15 protein-coding genes are annotated in these 17602 nt (G+C 69.0%); 12 read left to right on the forward strand and 3 right to left on the reverse strand.

The genetic code is table 11. The features are described 5' to 3' along the window. Positions 1-85 precede the first annotated feature (85 nt). Both ABDJ85_RS02790 and ABDJ85_RS02795 read left to right on the forward strand, forming a co-directional pair. The gene (locus ABDJ85_RS02790; RefSeq protein WP_347703207.1) at positions 86-982 is read left to right on the forward strand and encodes a LysR family transcriptional regulator; all 897 of its coding nucleotides are present in this window, start codon (positions 86-88) and stop codon (positions 980-982) included. 55 nt (positions 983-1037) lie between these two features. After that, a complete protein-coding gene (locus ABDJ85_RS02795; protein ID WP_347703208.1) occupies positions 1038-2003 on the forward strand; it encodes a PDR/VanB family oxidoreductase in 966 nt (321 codons plus the stop codon). A gap of 3 nt (positions 2004-2006) precedes the next feature. Here the strand turns inward: ABDJ85_RS02795 and ABDJ85_RS02800 are convergent, their stop codons facing one another. After that, a complete protein-coding gene (locus ABDJ85_RS02800; RefSeq protein ID WP_347703209.1) occupies positions 2007-2477 on the reverse strand; it encodes a MarR family winged helix-turn-helix transcriptional regulator in 471 nt (156 codons plus the stop codon). A 254-nt stretch (positions 2478-2731) separates the two neighbouring features. Between ABDJ85_RS02800 and ABDJ85_RS02805 the strand changes: the two genes are divergently transcribed. From ABDJ85_RS02805 to ABDJ85_RS02850, 10 genes are all read left to right on the forward strand, one after another. Continuing rightward, positions 2732-3847 carry an endo-1,4-beta-xylanase gene (locus ABDJ85_RS02805; RefSeq protein ID WP_347703210.1) on the forward strand — a complete coding sequence of 372 codons (1116 nt, stop codon included), beginning with the start codon at positions 2732-2734 and terminating at the stop codon, positions 3845-3847. Between the two features lie 49 nt (positions 3848-3896). Then, positions 3897-5129, forward strand: coding sequence for an ROK family transcriptional regulator (locus ABDJ85_RS02810; RefSeq protein ID WP_347703211.1), 1233 nt, complete (start codon positions 3897-3899; stop codon positions 5127-5129). Positions 5130-5139: 10 nt separating this feature from the next. Next, positions 5140-6453, forward strand: coding sequence for a xylose isomerase (gene xylA, locus ABDJ85_RS02815; protein ID WP_347703212.1), 1314 nt, complete (start codon positions 5140-5142; stop codon positions 6451-6453). Positions 6454-6591: 138 nt separating this feature from the next. After that, on the forward strand, positions 6592-8094 hold the full coding sequence (locus tag ABDJ85_RS02820) for an MFS transporter (protein ID WP_347703213.1): 1503 nt from the start codon (positions 6592-6594) through the stop codon (positions 8092-8094). A gap of 141 nt (positions 8095-8235) precedes the next feature. Further along, entirely contained in the window at positions 8236-9387 is a 1152-nt protein-coding gene (locus tag ABDJ85_RS02825) for a glycoside hydrolase family 5 protein (RefSeq protein ID WP_347703214.1), read from the forward strand. Between the two features lie 132 nt (positions 9388-9519). Beyond that, positions 9520-10965 carry an alpha/beta fold hydrolase gene (locus ABDJ85_RS02830; protein WP_347703215.1) on the forward strand — a complete coding sequence of 482 codons (1446 nt, stop codon included), beginning with the start codon at positions 9520-9522 and terminating at the stop codon, positions 10963-10965. Beyond that, positions 10962-11744, forward strand: a complete 783-nt coding sequence (locus ABDJ85_RS02835; protein WP_347703216.1) for an ABC transporter ATP-binding protein — start codon at positions 10962-10964, stop codon at positions 11742-11744. Before ABDJ85_RS02830 ends, ABDJ85_RS02835 begins: the two co-directional genes overlap by 4 nt. Further along, positions 11741-12904: an ABC transporter permease gene (locus tag ABDJ85_RS02840; RefSeq protein ID WP_347703217.1), complete on the forward strand. Its 1164-nt coding sequence runs from the start codon at positions 11741-11743 to the stop codon at positions 12902-12904. The genes ABDJ85_RS02835 and ABDJ85_RS02840 overlap by 4 nt, the downstream gene beginning before the upstream one ends. Before the next feature lie 91 nt (positions 12905-12995). Continuing rightward, a complete protein-coding gene (locus ABDJ85_RS02845) occupies positions 12996-13277 on the forward strand; it encodes a helix-turn-helix transcriptional regulator (protein ID WP_347703218.1) in 282 nt (93 codons plus the stop codon). Positions 13278-13300: 23 nt separating this feature from the next. Further along, complete coding sequence (locus tag ABDJ85_RS02850; protein ID WP_347703818.1) at positions 13301-14623, forward strand: type II toxin-antitoxin system HipA family toxin; 1323 nt, start codon at positions 13301-13303, stop codon at positions 14621-14623. Here ABDJ85_RS02850 and ABDJ85_RS02855 read toward each other — a convergent pair. Both ABDJ85_RS02855 and ABDJ85_RS02860 read right to left on the reverse strand, forming a co-directional pair. Continuing rightward, positions 14569-15099 (reverse strand): hypothetical protein, encoded by a 531-nt coding sequence (locus tag ABDJ85_RS02855; protein WP_347703219.1) that lies wholly within the window; start codon positions 15097-15099, stop codon positions 14569-14571. The two genes, ABDJ85_RS02850 and ABDJ85_RS02855, sit on opposite strands and share 55 nt — an antisense overlap. A 186-nt stretch (positions 15100-15285) precedes the next feature. Next, entirely contained in the window at positions 15286-17577 is a 2292-nt protein-coding gene (locus ABDJ85_RS02860; RefSeq protein ID WP_347703220.1) for a methyl-accepting chemotaxis protein, read from the reverse strand. Positions 17578-17602: the final 25 nt, after the last annotated feature.

A 17602-nucleotide genomic window follows, 5' to 3' on the forward strand; every position in this document is an offset into this window, starting at 1 on the left:
TGTGGGAAGGCGAGGTCCATCACGCCAGTTCTAGCTCGGGCTAACAGCTATTCGTGTTCGGCATAGCCCGGCCAGAATGTCACCCATGAACCTGCAGCAGATCGAAACCTTCGTCCACGTGGCCGAGCACGGCAGCTTCAGCAAGGCGGCCCTGGTGCTGGGCGTGGCGCAGCCGGCGCTGAGCCGGCAGGTGCGGGCGCTGGAGATCGAGCTGCGTGAGACCCTGCTGCTGCGCAATGGCCGGGGCGTGTCGCTCACCGAGGCCGGCCGGCGCCTGCTGGAGCATGGGCAGGACATCCTGGCCCTGGTGGCCCACGCCAAGGAAGACCTGCAGGCCCACCGCAATGAGCCGGTCGGCCGCATCACCCTGGCCATGCCGCCGACCCAGGCCCGGGTGCTGACGCTGCCCTTGATCCAGCACTTCCAGGCCGAGCTGCCGCAGGCGCGGCTGGCGGTGATGGAAGGCTTTTCCACCCACATCACCGAGTGGCTGCTGACGGGCCGCTGCGACCTGGCGCTGATCCACAACCCTGAGCCGCTGCCGGGGCTGGAGGTGCTGCCGCTGCGGCAGGAGCAGCTCTGCCTGATCAGCCCGGCCGGCCAGGCACCGGCCGCGCCGCTGGGGCTGGACTCGCTGGCGCGGCTGACCCTGGTGATGCCGCAGCGCGGTCACATCTTTCGCGGCCTGCTGGAGTCGGCCGCTGCGATGGCGGGCGTGCAGCTGAACATCGGCTGGGAGGTGTCCAGCGTGCCGGCGCTGCTGGACCTGGTGGCCGCCGGCATCGGCCACGCCGCCCTGGGCGAAGACGTGCTCAAGGTCTACGAGCAGCCTCAGCGCCTCGTGGTCACGCCCTTTGCCAACCCTCTGCTCGCCAGCACGCTTTGCCTGGTCACGCCCGCCCAGCGCCGCGCCACGCCCTTGATGCGCGCGGTGGCTGCCAAGCTCGTCGGCCTGCTCGGCGGCCATGCCGACCGTGCATAGCTGATAGCCCCAGCCAGAACTTGGATGCACAGTCAGCCCTTTGGACAATGCCCCGATGACCGCGAATTCCCTCCTTCAGGTGCGCGTTGCGCGCAAGCAGGTCCAGGCCTTGGACATCGTCAGCCTCGACCTGGTGGCCGTTGACGGCTCCGCCCTGCCCCCCTTCACGCCCGGCGCCCATGTGGACGTGCATCTGCCCGGCGGCCTGGTGCGGCAGTACTCGCTGTGCAATGACCCCGCCGGCGCCAGCTGCTACCGCATCGGCGTGCTGCGCACCGCGCCGTCGCGCGGCGGCTCTGAGGCCGTGCATGCGCTGACCGAAGGGCAGGTGCTCAGCATCTCGGCCCCGCGCAACCAGTTCCCGCTGGCGGCGGGCGCCCAGCAGCATGTGCTGGTGGCGGGGGGCATTGGCCTGACGCCGTTGCTGTGCATGGCCGAGCAGCTGGCGCGCGAGGGCCAGGCCTTCACACTGCACTACGCGGTGCGTGATGCCGAGCGCGTGGCCTTCCGGGACCGGCTGGAGAGCGCGGCCCTGGCGCCGCACGTGCAACTGCACCTGTCCAGCGACCCGGCCGTCCAGCAACAGGCGCTGGCACGCGTGCTGGCCAGCCCGGCCACGGGCAGCCACCTCTATGTGTGCGGCCCCGGCGGCTTCATGGACGCGGTGCTGGCCACGGCGCGCACGGCCGGCTGGGCGGCGGACTGCCTGCACTCCGAGTCCTTCACCCCGGTGGTCGAGGTGCGCGACACCGATGGCGACTTCGAGATCGAGATTGCCAGCACGGGCCAGGTCATCCTGGTGGAGCGCGGCCAGACGGCGCTCGCGGCGCTCAGCATCAATGGGGTGCAGGTGCTCAGCTCCTGCGAGCAAGGCATTTGCGGCACCTGCCTCACCGGCGTCAAGGCCGGCGTGCCCGACCACCGCGACCAGTACCTGACCGAGGAAGAACAGGCCGCCAACGACCAGTTCCTGCCCTGCTGCTCGCGGGCGAAGTCAGCGCGGCTGGTGGTCGATCTCTAAGACCTACTGCCCGACGCGCGACAGCAGCTCCATCAGCTGCGCGCGCTCGTCGGCGCTGAGGTGCTTGGCCAGCTCGGCCTCGAAGGCATCGTGGGCACGGTGGGCGGCGACCAGACGCTCGCGACCCAGGTCGGTCAGGTGCAGCGCGTAGCGGCGGCGGTCACCCTCGACGGTTTCTCGGCTGACAAAACCCGACTGCTCCAGCGCATCCACCAGCTTGAGGACGCTCGGCCCCGCAATGTTCAGTCGCTTGGCCAGCGCGGCCTGGTTGATGCCGGCGTCCATGGATAGCAAGGACAACGCCGTGAGCCGCGCGGGCGAAAGATCCAGCGCCCCCAACTTCTCAAAGAACAGGTCGTAGGCCCGGATCTGCGTTCGGCGAAGCGCATAACCCAGCGAATCGCTTTGAAGGTCGAAATGCTCAGACGCCGCTGGGGCGTCGCGCCGGACTTGGGTCTTCTTGGGGCTGGGCATGGGGCGTGATTGTCAGCGGATTGGCGGGAGCGCCATCCCGGCGCAGCCGCTTTCACGCCAGAACGTGGCCCAGCGGGCGGCCCAGCAGTCAGCCGGACAGGCCGTCGCCCACCGAAGACTTGGGCCCGCCCGGCCGTGCGGAATTCACGCCCACCCCCTGGAACCCAGGGTCAACCCTAGGCGACGACTTCGGGGCTTTGGTATTTAATTCGTCCGTCGAACTCACTAGATCGGCCACTGCCGGCCGTGCCCTCATGTCGCTGTCCCGCCGCCAATTTGCCGCCACCCCCCTGGCCCTGGGCCTGGGCGGGCTGTCCCCGCTGATGTCGGCGGCTCTGGCCCAAGACGGCGCGGCGCCCTCGCTGGGCGGGGCTTTTGCGGCGGCGCGCATGCCCTTTGGCGCGGCGGTCACGCCCATGCAGCTGGCCGACCCCAAGCTGGCCGCGCACATCGCCCACCACTTCCGCATCCTGGTGGCCGAGAACGCGATGAAGCCCATGCACATCTCGCCGCGTGAGGGTGAGTACACCTTCGCGGGCGGCGACGCGATTGCCGACTTTGCCGCCAAGCACCGCATGCCGCTGCGTGGCCACACGCTGGTCTGGCACCAGCAGGCCGCGCGCTGGATGTTCAAGGACGGCGAGGCCGACGTGAGCCGCGCCAAGCTGATCGCCCGTATGGAGCGGTACATCGCTGACGTGGTGGGCCACTTCAAGGGCCGCGTGTTTGCCTGGGACGTGGTCAATGAGGCCATCGTCTACGACGAGCCCGAGCACGCGGCAGACGCCAACGGCTTTCGCCTCTCGCCCTGGCGCACCATCATCGGCCCCGAGTTCATCGAGATCGCCTTCCGCGCGGCCGCCAAGGCCGACCCGGACGCGCTGCTCTTCTACAACGACTACGAGACCCAGAACCCCAAGAAGGCCGCCGCCATCGTGCAGCTGGTCAAGGACCTGAAGGCGCGTGGCGTGAAGATCGACGGCGTCGGCCACCAGATGCACTGCGCCCGCATCCAGCCCTCGCTGGCCGACGTGGAAGCCGCGATCGACGCGGTGGCCTCGACCGGCGTGATCCAGCATGTGACCGAGCTCGACTTCGCCATCAATGACCGCGTGCAAGGCACGGCCGTCACCGCCGTGACCCCCGAGCTGCTGGCCGACCAGGCCGAGCGCTACCGCAGCCTGATGGACCTGCTGCTGCGCAAGCGCATGGTCAGCGCCACCCTGGTCTGGGGCATCAGCGATGCGCACTCCTGGCTGAACGGCTGGCCCAAGCCGCGCGTCGAAGCGCCGCTGATGTTCGACCGCCAGTTGGCCCCCAAGCCGGCCTACCACGCCCTGATGGACGTGGCGCGCAAGTACAGCGCCTGACACGCAGCCTGACCTGACCCCCAATCCGTCCCACGCAGCAGGCCCACCCATGTTGATGACCGGCGATCAGCAGCTCGTCAAGCAGATGAACCGCATGGCCCTCGTGCGGATGCTCTGCCGCGAGCCCGCGCTGTCGCGCGCCGACCTGGCCGTGCGCCTGGGGCTGACCAAGTCCACCGTCGGCATGCTGGTGCGCGAGCTGGTCGAGGAAGGCTGGCTGAGCGAGGCCGAGAGCGTCACCACCGGCGGCCTTGGGCGCCGGCCCACGCCGCTGCATGTGGACGACACGCGCCTGGCACTGCTGGGCATCGACGTGGGTGTGGACGAAGCCCGGCTGGTGGCCACCACGCTGACCGGCGAGATCCTGGCCACCGCCACCTTGGCCTATGCCGACCCGACCCGCGCCGCCGACTGCCTGGCCGCCGTGGCCGCAGAGGCGCTGCAGCTCACCCGCGACCGCGCACTGCGCGGCCGGCGCGTGCTGGGCGTGGGCGTGGGCCTGCACGGCGGCGTGGACGAAAGCCTGCGCCTGCTGCACTTCGCCCCCAACCTGGGCTGGCGCAATGTGCCGGTGGGCCAGTGGCTGCGCCAGTCCTGGCAAGGAACGGCCCTGGCCGACCTGCCGCTGCTGGTGCAGAACGAAGCCGACATGGCCGTGCTGGCCGAGCACGAGTTCGGGCCCGCCAGCAATGCCGGCTCGGGCCCGCTGGTCTATGTCTCGCTCGGCTGGGGCGTGGGGGCGGGCGTGGTGGTGCGCGACACCCTGCTGACCGGCGCGCGCGGCTTTGCCGGCGAGGTCGGGCATATGGTGCTGCAGTCGCGCGGGCCGCTGTGCTCCTGCGGCCGCCGTGGCTGTGCCGAGGCCCTGATCGGGTTCCGCGCGCTGCTGACGCGCGATCAAACCCTGGCCCAGCTGACCGAAGCCATCGATGCCGCCGAGCCCACCGCGTTGTGGCGCCTGCAGGACGCGGGCCGCCACCTGGGCATCCTCTTGAACAACCTCTGGGTCGCGTTCGACCCGGTCCGCATCATCGTGGGTGGCCCGGCCATGCGCCTGGGGCCGACCCTGCTCGAACTTGCCCAGCAGGTGCTGCGTGCCCACGCCAGCAGCGCCCAGCTGACGCCCCCGATGGTGCAAGCCTCGTCCCTTGGCGCCGACGCCGTGGCGACGGGCGCAGCGGCCTATGTCCGCTACCACCTGACACGCCCGATGGCCCAGGCTCCCGAGCCCGGCTTGGGCGCGCCTTCGACCCTTTCCTCACCCCCACTCACAACCGCCTGAAAGACCTGTTATGAGCATCTTCGCCAACATCGCCCCGATCAAGTACGAGGGCCCCAACACCTCCAACCCGCTGGCCTACCGCTACTACGACGAGAACCGCGTCGTGCTCGGCAAGACCATGAAGGAGCAGCTGCGCTTTGCCGTCTGCTACTGGCACAACTTCTGCTGGAACGGCTTCGACCCCTTCAGCCACAGCGGCACCTTGGAGCGCCCCTGGTTCACCATCGCCGACCCGATGGAAGCCGCCAAGGCCAAGGCCGATGAAGCCTTCGCCTTCATCAGCAAGCTGGGCGTGCCCTACTACGCCTTCCACGACCGCGACGTCGCCCCCGAAGGCAAGACCCCGAAGGAATCCGTCGAGAACCTGAAGGCCATGGTCGACGTGCTCGGCCAGAAGCAAGCCGACACCGGCATCAAGCTGCTGTGGGGCACCGCGAACGCCTTCAGCCATCGCCGTTTCATGAGCGGTGCCGGCACCAACCCTGACGCCGACATCTTCTCGCTGGCCGCACTGCAAGTGCGCGAAGCCATGAACGCCACCAAGACCCTGGGCGGCATCAACTACGTGCTGTGGGGCGGCCGTGAAGGCTACGAGACCCTGCTCAACACCGACCTCAAGCGCGAAGCGCAGCAGTTCGGCCGCTTCCTGCAAATGGTCGTCGAGCACAAGCACAAGATCGGTCTGCCTGGCTTCATCATGATCGAGCCGAAGCCGCGTGAGCCCTCGAAGCACCAGTACGACTTCGACACCGCCACCGTCTACGGCATGCTCAAGCAGTGGGGCCTGGAGAACGAGGTCAAGGTCAACATCGAAGCCAACCACGCTACGTTGGCCGGCCACAGCTTCGAGCACGAAATCGCCATCGCCAACTCGCTGGGCATCTTCGGCTCCATCGACATGAACCGCGGCGACATGCAGTGCGGCTGGGACACCGACCAGTTCCCCAACAACATCCCCGAAACCGCGCTGGCTCTGTACTACATCCTGCAAGGCGGCGGCTTCACGCACGGCGGCCTGAACTTTGATGCCAAGGCCCGCCGCCAGTCGCTGGACGCCGAGGACATGTTCCACGCCCACATCGGTGGCATGGACGTCTGCGCCCGCGCGCTGTTGATCGCCGAAGCCATGATCAAGGACGGCACCATGGCCAAGTTCGTGGAAGACCGCTACGCCACCTGGCAAGCCCCGTGGGCCCAGGAAGTGCTGGCCGGCAAGAGCAATCTCGACGCCGTCGCCAACCGCGCGCTGCAGGCCAATGTCGACAAGGCCCCGGCCTCGGGCCGCCAGGAGTTCCTGGAGAACTGGTGCAACAAGTTCATCTAAAGCGATGAACCCTGAACAACCCCGGCCCCGCGCCGGGGTTGTTTGCGTTTCAGGGCCCTGAAAGCCCCAATGCAGGCCGCGCCCTAGACGGCCATACTCCGCCACCCTTTAGAACGACCGCCCCACGAGGAGACATCCATGGGCCAGAAACTCACCTTCCTAGAGAAAGCCGGCTACAGCGCGGGCGATGCCGCCGCCAACTTCGTCTTCATGACGATGGTGCTGTTCCAGCTGAACTTCTACACCGATGTCTTCGGCCTGTCGGCCAACGCGGCCGCTGCCATCCTGCTGTGGCCGCGCCTGTGGGACGCCATCTTCGACCCCGTCATGGGCGTGCTGGCCGACCGCACCAACACGCGCTGGGGCAAGTTCCGTCCCTGGGTGCTGTGGACGTCGGTGCCCTGGGTCGTCGTGATGATCGCGGCCTACACCACGCCGGACCCCAGCTGGGGCTGGAGCACGGGCATGGTGATCGCCTACGCCGGCATCACCAACACCCTGTTGATGACGCTCTACTCGATGAACAACATGCCCTACTCCGCCCTTGGCGGCGTGATGACGGCAGACCTCAACGAGCGCACCAAGCTCAACTCCTACCGCTTCGTGTCGGTCAACGTGGCGCAGTTCATCGTCGGTGGCTTCACGCTGCCCCTGGTGGCCAAGTTCGCTCAAGGCGCGGACCGCCAGCACGGCTGGCAGGTCACGATGACCATCTGGGCCGTGCTGTGCTTCGTGCTCTTCATGGTCACCTTCTTCACGACCAAGGAACGCATCAAGCCCGTCGCCGAGACCACCTCGTCCCCCAAGCAGGACTTTGCTGACCTGCTGAAGAACGGCCCCTGGATCGCCCTCGTGGCCTACACGCTGTTCAACTTCGCGATGCTGCCGTATCGCGGCGGTGCGCACTACAACTTCTATCACCACTACGCCGACAAGGGCGCGATGTTCGACTTCGTCGCCGGGCTCGGCCTCTCGACCCCCGAGATGGGCTCCACCGGTGGCCTGGCCGACATGCTCGGCTACATCCTGCACGGCACCAAGGACACGGCCACCAACACGGCCGACGTGTTCAACAGCATCATCAACATGGCCGGCTTTGCCACCACGCTGGTGGTGATCATCCTGTCGAGCGGCATGTCGGCCCGCTTCGGCAAGAAGAACGTGATCCTCTGGGGCTTCGTGCTCAGCGCGTTCAACTCCTTCGCCTACTACTTCCTGGCCCCCACCAACACCTGGGGCATGCTGGGCCTGGCCGTGCTGGGCTCCATCGTCTACGCGCCCACCGTGGCCGTGGCCTGGGCCATGTACGCCGACGCCGCCGACTACTCCGAATGGCAGACCGGCCGCCGCTTCACCGGCATCGTGTTCGCCACCATCGGCTTCGCGCTCAAGACCGGCCTGGCGCTGGGCTCCGCTGCCTTCCTGTGGCTGATGGCCGGCCTGTTCGACTACGACACCAAGATGCCGGCGGCCGCGAACGCCGTGCACGGCTATGTCGTCTCGTCGAGCATCCTCACCGGCCTGATCTTCCTGGGCGCTGCCGTCGCCATCGCGTTCTGCACCCTGACCAAGGACAAGACGCTACAGATGGCTGCCGAACTGGACCAGCGCCGCAAGGCGGCTGGCGTGGCTGCCACCTGACCCGGGCGACACCCCACACCAAGAGGCCCTGCGGGGCCTCTTTTTGTTTACTGGGCGAGCCGCTACACACTCGCCCCGATGCGGCCCGGCGCTCGGGGCTGATAGCGTGCGGCGCCGTTCACACCCCGTCGTTGTCGCCCCATGCTGTACCCCTCGCGCCCCTCCTGGTTGGCCTCCTTGGCCCTGAGTCTTTTGGTGGCCTGCGGAGGCGGCGGCGGCAGCAGCGGCTCCATGGCCAGCCCCAATGTGCCCCTGAGCAGCGACCCCATGGACGCCTACCCGCCCACGCCGGCCGGCACGGCGCCGGGCGCCTCAGCGGCCGCCAAGGCAGCCGCAGCAGCCCTGGCCAGCGGCATCAACTTCGGCAACATGCTCGAAGCCCCGACCGAAGGCGAATGGGGTCTCAAGGCCGACGATGAGTTCATCAACCTCGTCGGCGCGACTGGGGGCACGGGTGGCATCAGCAAAGCCGTGCGCCTGCCGGTGCGCTGGAGCGCCCACGCCAGCAAGGACGCCGCCGCCACCATCGACCCGGTCTTCCTGACCCGCGTCGAGAGCGTCGTCAACAAGCTGCTGGCACGTGGCGCCACCGTCGTGCTCAACATGCACCACTACGCCCAGCTCGACGGCGATGCACCGCCCGCGAGCGAAGGCATGGTGGCCGGCGAGTTGGTCAAGCCCCGCTTCCTGGCGATGTGGAAGCAGATCGCCACCCGCTTTGCCAACGCCGACAAGCAGCACCTGATCTTCGAGCTCTACAACGAGCCCCACGGCACGCTGGAGGCCGGCTGGAACGAGCTGTTCTCCCGCGTGCTGCGCGTGATCCGCGAGACAAACCCCGACCGCATCGTCGTCGTCGGCCCGGTGGGCTGGAACAACGCCAGCCAGCTGCCCAAGCTCGTGCTGCCGGCTGATGCCCACCTGGTGCTGACCGTCCACCACTACGAGCCCTTCACGTTCACGCACCAGGGGGCCGACTGGATCAGCCCCATCCTGCCCATCGGGCTGGACTGCTGCGATGCGACGCAGCTCGCCGCCATCCGGGGCCCCATGGACACGGCCGTTGCTGAGGCCAAGCGCCTGGGCTACCCGATCTTCATCGGCGAGTTTGGCGCCTACAGCAAGGCCGCAATGGCCGCGCGCGTGCGCTATGTGAAGGCCTTCCGCAGCCTGGCGGCCGAGCGGGGTCTCTCGTGGATGTACTGGGAGCTGGCCTCGGGCTTTGGCGTCTACGACCCGGTCGCCCACGCCTTCCGGCCCGACATCTACAACGCGCTCTTCGGCAGTCCTTGACGGCAAGGCGCTGCCGCTGGCCGCAAGCCACCCACCCCCAGCCGCCGCCGCCCGCCTCCATTCGTCGGCCCCATCGTCGATTCAGCCCCTGGCGGTGCGCACGGGCTGCGGCACGTGTCCACAATGCGCCGCATGAAGCTCTTGCCTCTTTCTTCTCTCGCCGCAGCCCTGCTGCTGGGCGCCGCTGGCAGCGCCGTCGCGGCGCCCCCGCCGCTCAAGCCCTGCCGGGTTGAAGGCGTGCCCAACGAGTTGCAGTGCGGCAGCGTCCGACGCGCACTCGACCCGGCCCGGCCCGACGGCCCACAGATCGACGTGCACTACCTCGTCGTGCCCGCGATGGCGCGCAACAAGCGGCCCGATGCGGTGCTCTTCCTGGCAGGCGGGCCTGGGCAGAGCGCCATCGACATCGCGCCCAAGGTGCTGCAGCGCCTGAACCGCCTCGGCAACCGGCGCGACCTCGTCTTCATCGACCAACGCGGCACCGGCAAGTCTGCGCCGCTGGAGTGCCCCGACGAGCGCAAGCTGCCCGTGGCCGACCAGCTCGATCCGGCCGCGCAGATGCAGCGCCTGCTGGCCTGCCGCGATGCGCTGCAAAAGTTGCCCTATGGCGACCTGCGCTTCTTCACCACCTCGCTTGCCATGCAGGACCTGGAAGCCGTGCGCGAGCAGCTCGGCGTGCCGCAGTGGAACCTGATCGGCGCGAGCTACGGCACGCGTGCGGCGCTGGAGTACCTGCGGCAGTTCCCATCCAAAGTGCGGCGCACGGTCATCGACGGCATTGCCCCGCCCGACATGGCGCTGCCGGCCACGATGTCGGCCGACGCGCAGGCCGCGCTCGATGGCCTCTTCGAGGCCCATGCCAAGACCCGGCCGCAGCTGCGCGCGCAGTGGCAGGCGCTGCTGGCCTCGCTGCCCCGCAGCGTGACGGTAGCGCACCCGGTGTCGGGCAAGCCCGAGCGCTTCACGCTCGACCGCCGGCTCTTGATGAGCGCCGTGCGCGGCCCGCTCTATGCGCCCGCCCTGGCCGCCGCCTTGCCCGAAGCCATCGATCTGGCCGTGGCTCAGAACCGCTTTGAGGGCCTGCTCGGCCTGGCTGGCGGCCTGGGCTCCGGCAAGGGGATGAAGCTGGCCACCGGCATGCACTTCTCGGTCATCTGCGCCGAAGACATGCCCCGCCTCGACGCCGCGGCTGACCGCCCTGGCGCCGACTTCGGCGCCGACACGCAGCAGATGTACCGCGAGGTCTGCAAGACCTGGCCGCGCGGCACGGTGCCTGAAGCCTTCTACGACGTGCCGCCCGCGCCCAGCCCCGTGCTCGTGCTCAGCGGTGGCGCCGACCCCGTGACCCCGCCGCGCCACGGCGAGAGCGTCACCGCCCGCCTGGCGGCGCAGGACAAGTCCCGCGTGCAGCACGTCGTCGTGCCCGAGGCCGGCCATGGCGTGACGGCGCTGCCCTGCATGAAGGACGTCGTCTTCCGCTTCATCGACGCCAAGCAGGACGCTGAGGCCCTGCCGCAAGACGCCGCCTGCGCGACCCGCACGCCCCGCCCGCTGGACTTCAAGCTGCCGACACCATGATCCACATCGACGACCTCCACAAGCGCTTCGTCGTGCCCGGCACCGGCGCCCTCAAGCGCAAGGGCCGCCGCGAGGTGCAAGCCGTGCACGGCGTGAACCTGCACGCCGGCAACGGCCGCATCACCGGCCTGCTCGGCGCCAACGGCGCCGGCAAGACCACCACGCTGCGCATGCTGGCCGGGCTCTTCCCGCCCGATGCCGGGCGCATCAGCGTGGACGATATCGACGTGCTGCAGCAGCCTCGTGCCGCCCTGGCCCGCATGGGCATCCTCGGCGATGCGCACGGCCTCTACCCGCGCCTCACCGCGCGCGAGAACATCGTCTACTTCGGCCGCCTGCAAGGCATGGACGAGGACGCCGCAAGTAGCCGCGCCGAATCGCTGTCGCAGCTGCTCGACATGAAGGCCATCCTCGACCGCCGGGCAGACGGCTTCAGCCAAGGCGAGCGCATGAAGACGGCCCTCGCGCGCGCCCTGGTGCACGACCCCGCCAACATCGTGCTCGACGAGCCCACTAATGGCCTCGACGTGCTGGCTACGCGCGGCCTGCGTGAGGCGCTGCGCTGGCTGCGCAGCCCCGAGGGCGGCGGCAAGTGCATCGTGTTCTCGACGCACATCATGCAAGAGGTGGAGCTGCTGTGCGACGAGGTCGTCGTCATCTCCCACGGCAAGAGCGTGGCGCGCGGCAGCGTGCCCGAGCTGCTCGACATGGCGGGTGCCACGCGCTTTGAAGATGCCTTTGTGACGCTGGCTTTCCCCGCACAACAGGAGGCCGCATGAATCAGGCGCTCATTGTTTTCTTCAAAGAGCTGCGCGACGCGGTGCGTGACCACCGCACGCTGCTGCGCCTCGCGCTGCCAGCACTGCTGACCGGCCCGCTGATGCTGGCCGTGATCTCGGGCCTCATTGCCAGCTTCGAGGCCCAGGCCGAGCGCCGCGAGGTGATGGTGGCCGGCATGGACCAAGCGCCCAGCCTCATTAACTTCATCGAGCGCCAGAACTACACCATCAAGGCGGCCCCGGCCGACTACGAGCAGCAGCTGCGCAAGAGCCAGATCACCGAGCCCGTGCTGGTGCTGCCCAAGGACTTTGAAGCCACCATCGCACGCGGCGAGCCCGCCGTGGTCGAAGTGGTGAGTGACAGCGCCAACCAGCGTGCCCGGGCTGGCGTGGGCAGCGTCAAGGGCCTGCTCTACGCCTTCAACCACGAGCGCGCCGCGCTGACCCTGATGCTGCGCGGCGTGTCGGGCGAGATGCTGACCCCGCTCGACATCGAGGAGCGCGACCTCGCCAGCATCCAGGCCCGGGCCTCGCAGATCACCGGCATGCTGCCCATGTTCGTGATGATGGCGGTGCTCTATGGCGCCCTGACCGCCGCGCTGGACAGCACGGCCGGCGAGCGCGAGCGCGGTTCGCTGGAGCCACTGCTGATGAACCCCGTCCCGCACGGTGCCTTGGTGCTGGGCAAATGGGGCGCCGTGGCACTGCTGGGGCTGGCCGTGGCGGCGCTGACCAGCGTGGGCTTCATCCCCGCGCAGTGGTTGATCCGCAGCGACAGCCTGCAGGCGATGTTCCAGTTCGGCTGGTGGGAGGCGCTGGCCTTCTGGCTGCTGCAGATCCCGATGGCTGCGGGCATCTCGGCCGTGCTGATGGCCTTTGCCATCCGCAGCAAGACCTTCAAGGAAGCCCAGGCCGGCAGCTCCCTCGTGATGATGGCCGTGAGCCTGACGCCCCTGGTCACCATCATGAACCCCGGCGCGGAAGCGCCCTGGCACTACTGGGTGCCCGGCCTGGGGCAAAACGCGCTGATGCTGCTGGTGCTCAAGGGCGAGGCCCTGCGCTGGGGCCAGGTGCTGCCCACCTTCATCGTCGGCGCCGTGATGACGGCGGCAGGCCTGGCCTATGTGGCGCGGTCGATGCGCGGAGCGGTGGCGAGGTAGCCCACATTATTTGCTTTGTCTTGTAATTGGCAAAAACATGCTTGGTCTTGTTTATTGACAATACAAGTTTGAGCAAGTACCTTGCGGGGCCATGGACTACCCCCTCGCCCTGGCCGAGCAACTCCGCCCGCAGCTCAAGGCCCTGCGCAAGCAGCGTGGCCTCACGCAGGCGCAGCTGGGCGCGATGCTGGGCGTCAGTCAGGCCAGGGTGGTCGAGATCGAAGCCAACCCAGGGGCTGTGAGCCTGCAGCAGATCCTGCAAGTGCTGCAGCTGCTGGGCGCCAGCTTGGTGGTGCGCACCAACCCTTTGAGCTACAGCATCGATACCGCATCACCCCCGCTGCGTGCCGAGGAGAAGCGGGGTGAGTGGTGATCGGCAAGGCGCTCAGCATCTGGATGAATGGCGAGCATGTGGGCCGCTGGTACGTAGAGCGCGGCCAGCACCACCTGGCCTATGACCCGGCCTGGGCAGCTTCGGCGCGCGGGCGGGCGCTCTCGGTGTCGCTGCCTCTCACGGCCACGCAAGCCCTGCGCGGCCCGGCTGTCGCCAACTACTTCGACAACCTGCTGCCGGACAACCCGCGTATCCGGGAGCGGATCGCCGCGCGCTACCGCACGGGCTCCACGGCGGCGTTTGAGCTGCTTCAGGCCATCGGGCGCGACTGCGTAGGCGCCGTGCAATTGCTGCCCGACGGCGCCGAACCCGAGGGCTGGGATCGCATCGACAGCACCCCGCTGACTGAGGCTGAGATTGCCGCGCTATTGCGCGGGGTTGCAGACAACGCCCCGATGGGCCGGCCGGCCGATGCGCTGCGCTTGTCACTCGCCGGCGCTCAGGAGAAGACGGCCTTGCTGCGGCATCAAGGGCGCTGGCAACGCCCGCTCGGTGCCACGCCCACCACCCACATCCTGAAGCTGCCACTGGGCCTGGCGGGTGGCAACCGCCGCGTTGACCTGACCGACTCGGTCGAGAACGAGTGGCTCTGTGCGCTGCTCTGCCACGCGCTGGGCCTGCCTGTGGCGCCGGCCGAGATCTGGCACTTTGAGGACCAGAAGGCACTCGCCGTCTCGCGCTTTGATCGAGCCCTGCAGCAGCACCCGCAAACCGGCCAGGGCTGGATCGTGCGGCTGCCGCAGGAGGACTTCTGCCAGGCCTTTGGCCTGCCCCCGACCCGCAAGTACGAGCAGGACGGTGGCCCCGGCATCGAGGCTTGCTTGCGCCTGCTGGCCGGCAGCCAGGACACGACCGACCGCACCGGCTTTGCGCTCACCCAGCTCACCTTCTGGTTGCTGGCGGCCACCGACGGGCACGCCAAGAACTTCTCGATCTTCCTGCGCCCCGGGGGCCGCTACGTCAGCACGCCGCTCTATGACGTGCTGTCCATCCACCCCTACGTGGGCGACGGGCCCGGACAGATCCGCTGGCGGCAGGCTGAACTGGCCATGGCCTTGCGCGGCAAGAACGTGCACTACGCGCTGTCGGGCATCCAGGCCCGGCACTGGCAGGCGCTGGCGGCGCGCGCAGGTGGGCCGGCGGTGTGGGCGCAGATGCTGGCCTTGGTCGAGCGCGTGGAGCCCGCGCTGGCGCAGGTGGAGCCGCTGCTGCCAGCGAGCTTCCCGGCGCGCATCTGGGACCGCATCGCCGCCGGGCTGCGGGCGCAGCGTCAGCGCTTTTTGGACAGCCTGACGGCTGCGGCTTTGAGCAAAGCGCGCGAGTAGTGCCGGTGAAACCCCAGCAGCGCGTCAAACAGCCAGCCCATCTCTGGCTCGCCTGAGGCCGAGAGCCGCGCCGGGATCACGGCGGAGCCGAACCACAGCCGCGTGCCGCCGCTGGCCAGTGGCTCGGCCTGGAACCACGAACAGGTGCGCGCGTGGACGTCGATCAGCAGCAGCTCGGGCTCGCGCCGCCCACGCCGATCTTGCACGCGCCAGGCGGCAAAACGCTCAGTCTCACCGCGCGCCACGGCACGGGCGCCTGCGTCCGACGAGGGCAGGCCCGCGAGGCGCAGCACCAGGCGCTCCAGCTTGAAGAGCCGCGTTGTGTAGAAGGCCTCGACGAAGGCGGCCAACTCGACGGCGGGACCCGGGTGGTCCAGCCAGTAGGCATCGGCAAACGCGCGGCGCTCGGCCTGCACGGCGGCCAGCAGGCTGCTGGCAGGCGGCGTGGCGTCAGTGATGGGGGGCGGCTGGGTCATAGCCCGGCCATTGGACCCCAATCAGGGCGACGCTGAATGAGTCCCCGCGATGCAGCGCGCCCTGGTTTGGGATGGCCTGCTAGGCGCAAACCGCAGCCATAGCCTGAGCTATGGCGAGGATTTGCAACGCCGCAGGCCGCCCAAAGCAGGGATGCGCTGCGCGCGAGGGATTTGTTCAGCGTTGCCTTAGCTCGCGATGAGGTTCTTGTAAACGCCGCAGCCCAGGGCCAGGCCCTCAAAGCCCGGGATCGCGCTGACGTAGGACATCTTGGCCTGCACCACGCCGGTGGTGGGGTTGGCGATGTCGTACTCGACCCAGCCGGTGCCGCGCGCGGCCTGGGCCAGGATGTCGTCGAGCAGTTGCTGGCCCTTGACGCCGGGGATGTCCTGCACGCGGGTGCCGACCTTGGCGGGATTGCCGCCAAAGGCGCGGTAGGTGCCGCCGGTGTCGAGCACGAAGACGTACATGTCGCGGTCGAAGAAGGCGTTGTCCTTGTCGGTCAGGCCCTTGAGGAAGTCGTCGCGCGAGGCGCAGCGGCGGCGGAAGTCGAGCGCCCGCGTGACCAGCTCCATGGCCTCGTCGGCCACGCCCTGCTGGAGCTTGAAGTTGCCAATCGCGTGCGAGAGCGACGAGGCCCGCGCCTCCAGCCCACGCGTCTGCTCGACGGCGCGCACCACCATCTGCGAGTTCTGGCCGGTGATTTCGTCGAGCCGCGCCATCGCGCCCGAGATATCGCCGATGCCGGCGCTTTGCTCGCGGCTGGACGAAGAGATATGGCCCACGCCGTCGGACACCGAGCGGATGCCACCGACGATGCGCGCCATGCCCTCGCCGGCCGACTTGATCAGCGCCACGCTGGTCTCGACCTGGGACGACGACGACTGGATCAGCGAGCGGATCTCCTTGGCCGACGTGGCCGAGCGCTGCGCCAGCGTGCGCACCTCGGTAGCCACCACGGCAAAGCCGCGCCCTTGCTCGCCCGCGCGGGCCGCCTCGACGGCGGCGTTCAGCGCGAGGATGTTGGTCTGGAAGGCCAGCATGTCGATCACACCAATGATCTCGTTCATGCGGTGCGCGGTGACCTGGATGGCCTCGACCGAGCGGATGGATTCCTCCATCGCCCCAGCGCCCGCCTCGGCCACGTCGCGCACGGTGACGGCCTGGTCGTTGACGCTGGCCACTGCCTGGGCGTTCTGCGTCACGGTGCTGGCCAGGTCGCGCACGCGGCCGGTGGTTTGTGCCACGTTGACGGCCTGCTGTTCGGTGCGGGCCGACAGCTCCTCATTGCCCTCGCAGAGGTCGCGCCCCACGTGCGCGACCAGGGCCGCATCGCTGCCCACGGCGGCCACCATGGCAGACACGTCGGCCACCATGCGGCGCAGCAGCTCGGCCAGGTCGTTCAGCTCATCCTGGCCCCGCACCGTGCAGATCACGCGCAGGTTGCCGTGCCCCACCTCGCGCAGCGCGTAGCTGAGGCGGCGCATGTCGATGGTGAAGCTCTTGTAGAAGGTGACCAGCAGGTAGGTCAGCGACAGCAGCAGCACGAGGGCGCCGCCGGCCATCAGGTTGCGGCGCGTCGCATAGCGCTGGGCCTGGGCGTCCAGCTGGGTGGCCAGCGCGGCCACCAGGTGGTCTTGCAGGGCCTTGAAGCCGGCAGCGGCCACTTCGCCGCGCGCGTCAAAGCTGCTCGGGTCACCGGCGGCGTCCTTCACCGCCTGGCGCAGGGTCTCTGCGGCGTCGATGGCCGCTTGCAGGCCGAGGCCCGTCAGGCCTTGGGCTGCGAGGCGCTCGCGCTGGGTCGCCAGCTCGTCCATGGCCTGGCCAAAGGGCAGCAGCAGCGCGGCGCCGGGTACTTCGTCGGCCTTGGCCACGCGCGCCGCGCGCAGCAGCGAGACCTGATCGGCTGCCGACAGCGCCGCGCCCAGCGACTGGGTCAGCGCCTGCACCGCGTCATCGGGGTCGAGGCGCAGCGCGTATTCGGTGTCCACCACGCCCTGGAAGGAACGCAGCGTGCGCACGGCACTGGCGTGCAGCACGGCGCTGGTGGCGGCATCAGCGCCCTTGCCCTCCGTGCTGAGGCGCTCCAGCGCCTTGCTGGCGGATGCCCAGGCGCGCTTCAGGTCGGCCTGGCCCGAGCCGGCCACCGCCGTCTCGATGCGTTGCTGCGCCTCGGCCTGCTGCTTGCGCGCGGCCTCCAACGCCGCAGCACCACCCGCTTCGGCCCGCAGCACCTGCACCCGCTGCTCCTGCACGCCCTGCAGCAGCTGCAGCACCGCGCGCTCAAGCATCAGGCCCTGCACCTCGGCCTGGGCCGAGGCCAGCTCCTTGCTCTGGCGTTGCACCAGGGCCAAGGTCAACGCCAGGATGGGCAGGACGAGCAGGAGCGTCAACGCGCCCAGCTTGACCGAGAAGCGAAAGCGCCGCGCCAGCGTGATGCCAAAGCGCCAGATGCCCAGATGCTTGTCGTAGGGTTTCATGGGTGGGGGGGTGCGTGCGTGAGCC

The sequence above is a fragment of the Roseateles paludis genome (assembly GCF_039872745.1).
GTDB classification, from domain to species: Bacteria; Pseudomonadota; Gammaproteobacteria; order Burkholderiales; family Burkholderiaceae_C; genus Pelomonas; species Pelomonas paludis.

Coding starts and splice junctions, on each gene's coding strand:
- ABDJ85_RS02790 (WP_347703207.1), top strand. CDS start 86: ATGAACCTGCAGCAGATCGAAACCTTCGTCCACGTGGCCGAGCACGGC.
- ABDJ85_RS02795 (WP_347703208.1), top strand. CDS start 1,038: ATGACCGCGAATTCCCTCCTTCAGGTGCGCGTTGCGCGCAAGCAGGTC.
- ABDJ85_RS02800 (WP_347703209.1), bottom strand. CDS start 2,477: ATGCCCAGCCCCAAGAAGACCCAAGTCCGGCGCGACGCCCCAGCGGCG.
- ABDJ85_RS02805 (WP_347703210.1), top strand. CDS start 2,732: ATGTCGCTGTCCCGCCGCCAATTTGCCGCCACCCCCCTGGCCCTGGGC.
- ABDJ85_RS02810 (WP_347703211.1), top strand. CDS start 3,897: ATGTTGATGACCGGCGATCAGCAGCTCGTCAAGCAGATGAACCGCATG.
- xylA (WP_347703212.1), top strand. CDS start 5,140: ATGAGCATCTTCGCCAACATCGCCCCGATCAAGTACGAGGGCCCCAAC.
- ABDJ85_RS02820 (WP_347703213.1), top strand. CDS start 6,592: ATGGGCCAGAAACTCACCTTCCTAGAGAAAGCCGGCTACAGCGCGGGC.
- ABDJ85_RS02825 (WP_347703214.1), top strand. CDS start 8,236: ATGCTGTACCCCTCGCGCCCCTCCTGGTTGGCCTCCTTGGCCCTGAGT.
- ABDJ85_RS02830 (WP_347703215.1), top strand. CDS start 9,520: ATGAAGCTCTTGCCTCTTTCTTCTCTCGCCGCAGCCCTGCTGCTGGGC.
- ABDJ85_RS02835 (WP_347703216.1), top strand. CDS start 10,962: ATGATCCACATCGACGACCTCCACAAGCGCTTCGTCGTGCCCGGCACC.
- ABDJ85_RS02840 (WP_347703217.1), top strand. CDS start 11,741: ATGAATCAGGCGCTCATTGTTTTCTTCAAAGAGCTGCGCGACGCGGTG.
- ABDJ85_RS02845 (WP_347703218.1), top strand. CDS start 12,996: ATGGACTACCCCCTCGCCCTGGCCGAGCAACTCCGCCCGCAGCTCAAG.
- ABDJ85_RS02850 (WP_347703818.1), top strand. CDS start 13,301: ATGAATGGCGAGCATGTGGGCCGCTGGTACGTAGAGCGCGGCCAGCAC.
- ABDJ85_RS02855 (WP_347703219.1), bottom strand. CDS start 15,099: ATGACCCAGCCGCCCCCCATCACTGACGCCACGCCGCCTGCCAGCAGC.
- ABDJ85_RS02860 (WP_347703220.1), bottom strand. CDS start 17,577: ATGAAACCCTACGACAAGCATCTGGGCATCTGGCGCTTTGGCATCACG.